The 9217-nt window shown below is 64.8% G+C and carries 10 protein-coding genes; 3 read left to right on the top strand and 7 right to left on the bottom strand.

Annotated elements, in window-relative coordinates:
• Positions 1–405: 405 nt before the first annotated feature.
• Complete coding sequence (locus tag QM806_RS40640) at positions 406–948, top strand: Clp protease N-terminal domain-containing protein (RefSeq protein ID WP_283295012.1); 543 nt, start codon at positions 406–408, stop codon at positions 946–948.
• A 153-nt stretch (positions 949–1101) separates the two neighbouring features.
• Here the strand turns inward: QM806_RS40640 and phoU are convergent, their stop codons facing one another.
• The 6 genes from phoU to QM806_RS40610 form a co-directional block, all read right to left on the bottom strand.
• Positions 1102–1749: a phosphate signaling complex protein PhoU gene (gene phoU, locus QM806_RS40635; protein WP_283295011.1), complete on the bottom strand. Its 648-nt coding sequence runs from the start codon at positions 1747–1749 to the stop codon at positions 1102–1104.
• Between the two features lie 65 nt (positions 1750–1814).
• Positions 1815–2159 carry a DUF6308 family protein gene (locus tag QM806_RS40630; protein ID WP_283295010.1) on the bottom strand — a complete coding sequence of 115 codons (345 nt, stop codon included), beginning with the start codon at positions 2157–2159 and terminating at the stop codon, positions 1815–1817.
• A 20-nt stretch (positions 2160–2179) separates the two neighbouring features.
• Positions 2180–3553 carry a group II intron reverse transcriptase/maturase gene (ltrA, locus tag QM806_RS40625; protein WP_283295014.1) on the bottom strand — a complete coding sequence of 458 codons (1374 nt, stop codon included), beginning with the start codon at positions 3551–3553 and terminating at the stop codon, positions 2180–2182.
• Between the two features lie 575 nt (positions 3554–4128).
• Positions 4129–4236 (bottom strand): DUF6308 family protein, encoded by a 108-nt coding sequence (locus QM806_RS40620; protein WP_283295013.1) that lies wholly within the window; start codon positions 4234–4236, stop codon positions 4129–4131.
• Positions 4237–4280: 44 nt separating this feature from the next.
• Complete coding sequence (locus QM806_RS40615; RefSeq protein ID WP_283295009.1) at positions 4281–4604, bottom strand: DUF6308 family protein; 324 nt, start codon at positions 4602–4604, stop codon at positions 4281–4283.
• A 57-nt stretch (positions 4605–4661) separates the two neighbouring features.
• Positions 4662–4865, bottom strand: coding sequence for a hypothetical protein (locus tag QM806_RS40610; protein WP_283295008.1), 204 nt, complete (start codon positions 4863–4865; stop codon positions 4662–4664).
• 188 nt (positions 4866–5053) lie between these two features.
• On the opposite strand from QM806_RS40610, the gene QM806_RS40605 reads away from it, so the two are divergent.
• Entirely contained in the window at positions 5054–5443 is a 390-nt protein-coding gene (locus tag QM806_RS40605; protein WP_283295007.1) for a hypothetical protein, read from the top strand.
• 67 nt (positions 5444–5510) lie between these two features.
• Here the strand turns inward: QM806_RS40605 and QM806_RS40600 are convergent, their stop codons facing one another.
• Positions 5511–7805, bottom strand: a complete 2295-nt coding sequence (locus tag QM806_RS40600; protein WP_283295006.1) for an nSTAND3 domain-containing NTPase — start codon at positions 7803–7805, stop codon at positions 5511–5513.
• Between the two features lie 734 nt (positions 7806–8539).
• Between QM806_RS40600 and QM806_RS40595 the strand changes: the two genes are divergently transcribed.
• Entirely contained in the window at positions 8540–9166 is a 627-nt protein-coding gene (locus tag QM806_RS40595; RefSeq protein ID WP_283295005.1) for a hypothetical protein, read from the top strand.
• Positions 9167–9217 lie beyond the last annotated feature (51 nt).

The raw sequence follows: 9217 nt of genomic DNA, 5'->3' as shown, positions 1-9217 counted from the left end.
GTCGCTTCGCTCCCCGCCAGGGAGCCGCTGCGCGGCTCGCAGTGGGTCCATTCCCATTGCCGTCGATCGAGTCGCTTCGCTCCTCTGAGTTTCCGAGATTAGGTTCTCACCTGCACTTTTAATCGTCCTGTTCGATCCGGTCCCCCACACCCCAACGAGGCTGGGGAAGCGGGAGGGTGCGCCCGACCCGCCGCCCACTCGCCTTCCCGCGCCACTCCATGCCATACCCACAGCATACCACCCAACCCCCAACACAACCAAAACAGTCGAAAATCGCGAAACCTCCAAAATTGTTGATCGACAACACATTCCGAACCTTACAATCTGACGTTTGTGCACAACACACGTAAATACTTATTAACCAATCGATTACCGAAACATGCTGTCAATCAACATCTTTCAAAAATGGCTCAAAACCGGACGAAACAGACACCCGCGCGCCCCGCCGACACCCCGGCGCCGGCGCCCCCCGAACAGGCCGCCGGCGGCCCCGGAGCGGCAGCGCTGACCTCATGGGGCATCACCGCCCCGGCACTCGAGAGCAAGCTCGAAGGTGCCAGCTCACCGACAGGCTCCGCACCGGCCGCCGGGCACATCCCATTCACCCCGAAGACGAAGAAGGTCCTCGAAGGCAGCCTGCGCCAGACGGCCCTGCTCGGGCACGAGGAAATCGGCACCGACCACCTCCTCCTGGCCCTGCTCGACGACCCCGCCTCCACCGGCGCTCAAATCCTCACCGACCTCGCATCCCTGCCCATCAGCGAGATGCGTGAGCACCTCAGACGCGAACTCGCCCACAGGCCCACCCCCGGCCCCGCCCACCGCATCCCCATCCGGCTCAGCGACGACGAATACACCCGCGCCCACGCCGCCGCCCGCACCGCCGGCCAGAACCTCGAAACCTGGATCCACGACCGCATCACCGACGCCCTCGAACAACCCGAATAGCAGGTTCAATCGGGGGTGAAGAACAGCTCCATCGACATGAAGAACCACACCACCAACGGCCCGAACGCGCACACCAACGGGCGGGGCGAAGTCCACGCTCGGATCGGCCGCGGCGATGGGGCCCGTGACGATGGGGCCCGTGACGGCGACGACCTACGGGGACATCTGTTCCCCGGTGACGAGGAAAATCACCCGGCGCCCGACCACGACAGTGTGGTCACCGAAGCGCTCATAGAAAAGCCCCAACAAGGTCACATCGACCGCGGCCGGGATGCTGCCGGTCCAGGACGGATCCTCGATCAAGGTGAGCAGCCGGCGATGCAGATCGTCGAGCTCGTCGTCGCGTCTGCCGATCTCGGCGGCCAGTTCCGGATCATGCGTGCGCAGCACCCGTTCAGCGAGGCCCGCCAACTCGGCCGCCACCCGCCCCATCTCGGAGAGCAACTCCTCCGCCTCACCGGAAGCGACGTGCTCGGGATGACGGCGGCGGACACTTTCGGCCACATGCTGCACCAACCCGCCCATCCGGCTCAGATCCGTCACCAGGTGCACACCGGTGACCACCTGACGCAGATCACGCGCCACCGGGCCCTGCAACGCCAACAGCGCCATCGCCAAGTCCTCGCACGGACCGCGCAACTCCTCGATCTGATCGTTCAGGTCGAACACCCGCTCCGCCAGCGGCAGGTCAGCCAGCACCAGAGCCTCGGTCGCCGCCCGGACCGCAGCCCCGGCCAGCCGGCACATCGACGCCAGACGGTCCGTCAGCTCGTCGAGCTGCTCGTGAAACTTCATCCGCATGCGCATCATCCTCGTGCACCTGTCGAAGACAGCACCGGGACGTGTCATCTTTCCTGGTCAGAAGGCTATCCCAGGCGGCGGTTCTTGCCGTCCATCCACGCGATCACATCAAACACACGGAGCGCGGAGATCTCCTCGGGAAGGCCGGCCTCCTTCCGGATCGACAGCAACCGGCGATGCAACGCGCCGTCGTCGGCGCGCAGCGCCTCCCGGACCGGGTTCAGATGTGCTCGCTCGGTGCCCAGGACCTGACTGACCACCGAATGTAGGGTCGAGAGCTGGCGCGGTGGCAGATCCTGACTGTAGGTCGCGAAGCCACTGTGAGCAGAACGGTTTCCCGCTCGGCTGTTCTTCTTCGCGGCCGTGGTCAGGGTGCTCCGTTTCCAGCTCCCGCCCGTCAATCCGTGCATGCGGTTCTCCCGCACACGGCTTACCGACGTCGTTCACCGCCGGCATTCGGTCTCTCCCGCCAAGCCTTGAAAGGCCTGGGAGCGACGACAGTTCCCGACAACGAGATCAGCCCAAGATGGTCCGGCGACTGGTAAGCCAGCACCGACCACCCGTACTCGCGGGACCGCTTGTGGCGCTTGGCAATTATTAGCGCCACCCGTGCCCACGCGTGGTGGATGATCTTCTCGAAGGCGATCGCGGAGTTGCCGTACCGGAAATACGCGGCCCAGCCGCGCAGAAACCGGTTCACCTTCGCCACGATCACCTCGACCGGAAGCAGCAACCGCGACCGGCGGGTCAGTTCCCTGACCCGGTCACGGGCGTGCCTCATAGCCCTGTCCGCGGGCCAGCGAGCGAGAAATGTGACCGACTTCTTGCCGTTGCGACGTCCGGTCACCCGAACAAGCCGGTGGTGAAAGCCGAGGAAATCGAACCCGGCCCCACCGACCTCCAGATGCACAATCCGCGTCTTGGCTTCCTTCGGTTCCAAACCGAGCTCAGCCAACACAGCCCTCAACCGCGCCAAGGCGGCCTCGGCCTGTTCACGCGATCTGCACATCACCACCACGTCGTCGGCGAAGCGAACCAGCACCCCGTGCTCTCGCGCATTCCACGCCCTGTCTATCCGGTGCAGATACACGTTGCAGAGCAGCGGACTGATCACCCCGCCTTGTGGTGTGCCCGTCACCGGGCGCCGCAGCTGCCCATCCTCCATCACCCCCGCGCGCAGGATCGCGCGCAGCAGTTTGAGGACGGACTGGTCACAGACGCGTTCCTCGATCGCCTGCATCAACTTCTCGTGCGGAATCGCCGAAAAGCAATTGGCGATGTCCGTCTCGACCACCCACCGGCGGCCCCGCCAGGACTCATCGATGAGTACCTGCAGGCCGTCGTGCGCACCACGTTTCGGCCGGAACCCGAACGAGCACGGCAACATGTCCGCCTCGAACACCGGCTCCAGCACGATCTTCATCGCGGCTTGCACGATCCGGTCACGAACCGAGGGAATCGACAACGGCCTCGACTCGCCTTCCACACCCGGTTTCGGGATGAACACCCGCCGGGCCGGAAGCGGCCGGTACCGTCCCTGCCTCAATTCGTCGGCCAACTCGTCGAGCAGACGGACCACGCCGTACTCCTCGACCTCGACCAGGGTGACCCTGTCGATACCCGGTGCGCCCTCGTTCGCGCGCACCGCAACCCACCCACGCCATAGGACGTCTCTGCGACAGACCTTGTCCCATAGCGCATGACACCGTCGCCCGGGATCGGCCTTGGCCGCCCGGTACAGCGCATGCTGCAAGGCACGAACCTGATCTGCGGGAGAAGATCCCGCAGCGGCGGAACTAGTCACCTGGACACTCACCGAGCCCCTCCAAAACAGCAATACACATCGACGAAGCAGCGGCCCTTCCCTCACCGGCGGTTATGTTGTCCGCTCGGCTCAAGCAGTACTACGGCCGCCTCCGACGCCCACCCGGCACGCCACCCACTTCCCGGATTACCGGTTATAGGGCACGCTGCTCCGGGGAACACCAATCCGCAGGTTCCCGGGCCGGGGAGGGCCTCTCCAGTTCCCGCCGCCACTATCGATACGTTCCGCACCCCATACGCCGAGGAGTCCTTCGGTGCCTGCATTTCCAGGTCTTGGGCACCTTCCGTGGCCTTCACCCTGATGGAGCGGGCTCGGCACTCCCTCTTTCCCACCCAAGGGCGGGATACCCTAACGACGCCGCAGGTTTCGCTTCATGCTACGGACCGCATCTTCGCTCCCCCTATTACAGGGCTTTCGACACTGGGCTCCGACCCGATCCGTTTCCAGACCGAGCCGCCAGTCTGCTACCGGGCCTCCTGGCAGCTACCCGGACCGGACTTACACCGGCAAGCGACGACGAGCTTACGAACACGACAAGATCGACTACCTCGAACTCATAGCCACTCCTCTCGTGTTCTGCTGGACGCACCCCAGATCGGGTACAGCCGGGGGCGTTTGCGGGCGATCAGCTTCGTCGCCTTCGTCTGGCCGATCCCCGGCAGCGCCCACAGGACCGTTTCCAGATCCCAGGCGGGCCATCCCGGGGTCAGCGGGTCCGGTTCGTCGAACCAGGTCCCGATCCGGGCCTATCGCCGTCAGAAGGGCGTTCAGCGCCTCGGACTGGGTGTGCAGGATCGCCCGCGCCGCTTTCGGTGGGACCTGCACGGACAGGAACACCCGCCGCGACCAGGTCGTCCGCGGTGAACCGGTCCGCCTCCCCGGCCCGATTACCGGTGCTGGACCAGGAGTCGAAGTGCGCGCCGACGTAGGCGTCGTCGCCCAGGTCCGGGCGGCCGTAGTACTTCGTCAGGGCCGCGATCGCCGCAGCGTCCGAGTCGGTCGCGAGGGTGGTCGGCAGCCGCAATGTCATACCCCGCACCCTCTCACCCCCAGGTGCCGGCGACCGGGAACCGAACCGAGGTGGTCGCTACGCGCCGGGCCCGGAATCAGGGGCGGTGTCGGCCGCGGCGCAGCCACCGGTCGTCTCGGGCAGATGCGTGCGGGCCTTCTCCGCCAGGTCCGGCAGGCCGAGCGCACCCCGCCAATCACCGTAGGCCCGTACCCGGAAGGCCAGAGCGAGTTCCTCGTCCACCAGCACCACCGGGCCGGTGGGGTACGCGACCCGGGCCACGAACGGGGCGACCTCATCGGCGGACAGGATCTGCCCGAGCGGCGGCGCGGTTGCGGCATTCCCATCACGGCATCTCCCCCATCACCTGAGCTGACTGGACGTGGTGCGGACAGTATCGCGTTGGGGCGTGGGTCCTTCGGACATCACAGGGACATGTCATCCGCCCAGTTCAGTGACAGGAACGCGCGGTGATCGATGCGCACAAAAGATGGCCCGGCGGCGAGTGCACCACCACACGATTCTTCGACGGCATCGACCGCTGGAGGACTGCGAACCCGCCGCCCGGACCCCGGGTCCGGGTCCGGGCCGCGGTGCGTCTGCAGCTCGGCAACTTCCGGCGCCCGCACCAGGAGCGCTGGTGCGAGGCCCTGGCGCTGACAATGCTCCTCGCCGCAGCAGTCGTGGCAGCACTGGCCACCGCCGCGCTCGAGGACGCCCCCACACTCATGGTCCTGCTCGTGGCGATCGCACTCCTGCCGATCGGGGTATCCGTCTACGCCGTCTATGGGAAGAACTCGTGGGCAACGGAGCCCTCGATGGTTTTGTGCCCATGGATTATCCACTCGACGTCAGGGTAAGCCTGTGGTCCGACATTCGGAAGCACCTGGTCAGCGCTCGAGCAGCTTCCGGTGGACGTCTCGGAGGTCAGTGGCCGGCTGCGACGTCCTCGAACGGATCGCGCGCGCTGGCGATTTCGGCCGAAGCTGGTCGAGCAGGGGCTGCTAGCCCTGACCTCTCGGCCGGCGGCTCGGCTTCATCCTCGTCGTTGTACGCCCGGTCGTCGATGTGCGCGTCTACTCTGCCGCAGCGTTCGAGGACATCCTGATGCTCCGGGAATGCGCTCCGAATGGCTGCGACGTAATCGCGGGGTGTCTGGTAAAGCTCGTCCTTGCTCATGTCGCTGACGAACGAGTCCACATGGTCGTCGATGCGCTGCTCCAGGTTTGGAAGCACTTCCTGCTCGACTCGTCGGAGTAGGTCGGCGCGCTCTTCTACCGTGAACAGACCGTCAAGGTCCGAGTCAGCCCAAGCGGGGTCGAGGTCGTCGATGCTGTACTCGACGATTCGCTCGACGGCTCTCCGGCGGATGTCCGTCGGCAGGGCCCCTGCCTCGTTGAGCCTGCTGAGAACGCCGGGCTCCCCCATCGCGTCCACCATCATCCCGAAGTCCGCCATGCCTGGTAACGCATCCTTGTGAGCTTCGGCCCACATACGCAAGAACTCGTCGGAGCACCGGGTTCGCAGGAACCATGCGCGACGGCGCCCTGACCATTCCCCCCGGTCGGGCACGGGCACACGTGGGACGATCAGCGGATACATGGCGGGCGGAACCCGAACCAACGTTCCGCGCTGGTTCGGCCCACCGCAATCGAGTTCGGAGACAAGCTCGTCAGGCGTCATCCCTTCCAGATAGACCGACAGCGTGGAGATGTCACGAGCGACGGAAGCGGCGAACCCTTCTCGGATCGTCGGGTGGTGGAAGCGCCAGACCGTGTTCCCGTCGGCCCTGAGGACCTGGGACAAGAATGTTCCTTCGATAGCGGCGAAGGCGCGACTGGTCTCAGCGACCGTCGCGCCCAGGGCTATCACCGCGGACGATAGTCGGCTGTCGGGCGCGAACGGCGCCAGGAGTTCGCCGCCCGAGAGGTAGACCGCTGCGAGAGCCGCGCGCTGTGCGGGCTCCAGACCATCCAGCACGTCGACGAGAAACTCGTTCGGATGCTCGAAGTACGCGACTAGCTGCGATTCGCCGCGCAGCCCAGCGGCCGGCACGAAGTCCTGGAGTGACAGTCGACGTGCTACCTCGGGTTGGAATCGGGCGACGGCCGCCACGGCACGTAGGTGTTGCCGCCATCCGTCCAGCACTGCGGCCGGCTGATCGCCGGCCTTGAGGTGGTTGTAGAGCATCTGCTCCTTTTCAGATGCACTCAGCTTCGTGATGTCGATGACGACTTGCTGCTCGCGCAGTCGAGGGAAGGCGTACTCCTTCATCCTCGGGTGAGCTTCGCGGTAGATATAGTCCCGACTGGTCATCAGCACCCGAGCTCCATGGCTGACTGCGGCCATGACTTGCTGCATCCGTCGCACCCACGCGTCGGTCAGGTGCGGTTCATGCCGGATGCTGCCGAACGCATCGTCGATCCAGAACATCTGCCGCGGGTCGTCCGGATTCCAGTGCGCGAGCAGTTCCTCTGGACCGTCTACGCGCATCACGTCGCACTGCCAGTTGTCGAGAGCGGTCATGCACAGCATCGCCGCGATGGTCGATTTTCCGCTCGCAGGTTCGCCCAAGAGCAAGACGAACCCGTGATTGGTAATCGCGTCACTTGCGTTCCGGTAGGCACTGGTGGGGACGAACGTCTCCAACTCGCGTGTCAGGCTCGTCAGGAGCGCGCGGGCTTGGCGCATCCTGCGCTCGTCCAGGATGCTGGTGAGGTCGCCGAGCCCGTAAACGCGCGGTACGTAGCGACGCAGGTTCCAGTTCTTCTCGATCTGGGCGCAGATCCAGGGACCGGGAAGAATTGATGCGGCTGTCACCCCACGCTTGCGCACTTCCTCGACGAACCAAGCCCGGGTTCGGCCGGTGACCCGCAGGTTCGTCAGCACCATGTAGCCGTCGCACAGCCCGCGTGCGTGCAAGTCGTCGATCTTGGCGAGTTCGGCGTCAAGGTCCGACGGTGCCAGCGTGCCGGAAGGGTCAACGCTGAACTTGCACTGCACGACGACCGGCATCGCTGTGGAGACAATGCCCTCGAACTCCGCGACAGGGGCATCACCGGGTACAGCCCAGTGCCCATGAAATGCCCCGTCCTGACCGGCATCGTTCGTGTCCGCGAACGTGGTGAAGGTTTGCCCCAGGACTTCTTGAAGAACAACACCGCATAGGTCCTGGAAGGCGCGCCAGCCGAGCTTGTGGAGTTCGTAGTCGGGCTCGGTCATCGAAGCCGATCTAACCAGAACCGGCAGGCTTCCGCGCCGAAGTTCGAGCGAGTGTCGCTGCGTTGCCCGAGGCCGTCGGATGTTGAGTTCGTCGGGTCGATCGGTGACGACGTGGGCGATGTTGCACTCGCGACCGCGGGCCAGTGCGACGCAGAGGTCTCGCGTGTGGCCCCCGGGGTGATGACGGCATGGGCGGTGTCGACGGTGACGCGTTGACACCGAGAAAGAGATCAACTTGACCGGCGCATTCGTCGCCTCTGCAGGCGACCTCGTCACCACCCGACATAACGACCGGCGGCTGCGCGCCGGGAGCAGCGGATGGGCTCCACAACGACCGAAGATCGTCACCAGGGTCCACAGCGACGGCGCCGTCGTTCCCATCCGACTATGTGGCCGAGCACCTGGATCTCGGCCAGGCCGTGACCGGGCACGACCCACATACTGCGTTCCGGTAACCCTCCGCATATATCGCACCGATGCGCCGCGGGAAGCCTCGTCGTCGACTTCCCGGTCATCATCGAGCCCACTTCGAGCCGGTACATAGGGGTTGCAGCAGCTGGTCGAACTGGGCTGCGCCCTGCGGCTCCTGCTGGAGCGGCGATCCGGACCCTGCTGCTCCCTTCATCGCCTGCCATACAGTTGGCCGCACGCTGCACCATCCAGTAACGTCGTGCAGTTCGGCTCCTGCCGGGCCGCGCACCGAGTGAGCGTGTACGCACAATGTAGGAGTTTCAATGAGCGACGACAGCATGGGCGCCAAACTCTGGGATGAGCACCCGGGAGAACGGCTTCGCGACGTCATCATGCTTCCCCGCACGAGAGACGATGCCGAGGTCGCGATGTTCTATGACGAAGCTGCCAACCGGCTTGCCGACTCATTTCGTGGTCAGCCGTTCGACGACACGATGTTGATTCCGTGGCTGAACCATCGGCGCCACGCACTCGAGCTATCCCTCAAAGGTCTCATCCGCTATGCCTGCCGCCTCCGCCGGAAAGCAGGTCACGTCGATACTGCTCACCCGCTGGACCTGGAAATGCTCAACAAGCGACTGCGCCACGAGATCAGCCACAACCTGACGGCCCTTGTAATCGAGTTGGACGCACACCTCACGGCACTCGACCTCGATCCGTTGGATCCTGAAATTCGACAGCACATTGAGGCCGTGGCGGAAGTCGACGAGAAGGGGATGTCCTTCCGCTACGCAAGTCAGCTCCCGACGGCCCCGCAGCGATCAGACGGCGGCCATCCCCAGATTCGGCTGAACTTCCCGTCTCTCCGCCAAGAGTTCGCGACTCAATACAACACTCTGACAGGTCTTTTCACTGTCCTTGAGTTGCAGGAGGATGCGTTCGACTTCTAGAGCGTGTCTGCTTAATGTTTGATGCTTGATGCGTGATGCTGGGTATGTGTT

Origin of the sequence: Rhodococcus sp. IEGM 1351, from assembly GCF_030056875.1 — a bacterium.
Classification (GTDB): Bacteria; Actinomycetota; Actinomycetes; order Mycobacteriales; family Mycobacteriaceae; genus Rhodococcus_F; species Rhodococcus_F opacus.
The sequence above is the reverse complement of the archived record's forward strand: the minus strand, read 5'-3'. Positions and strand labels throughout refer to the sequence as shown.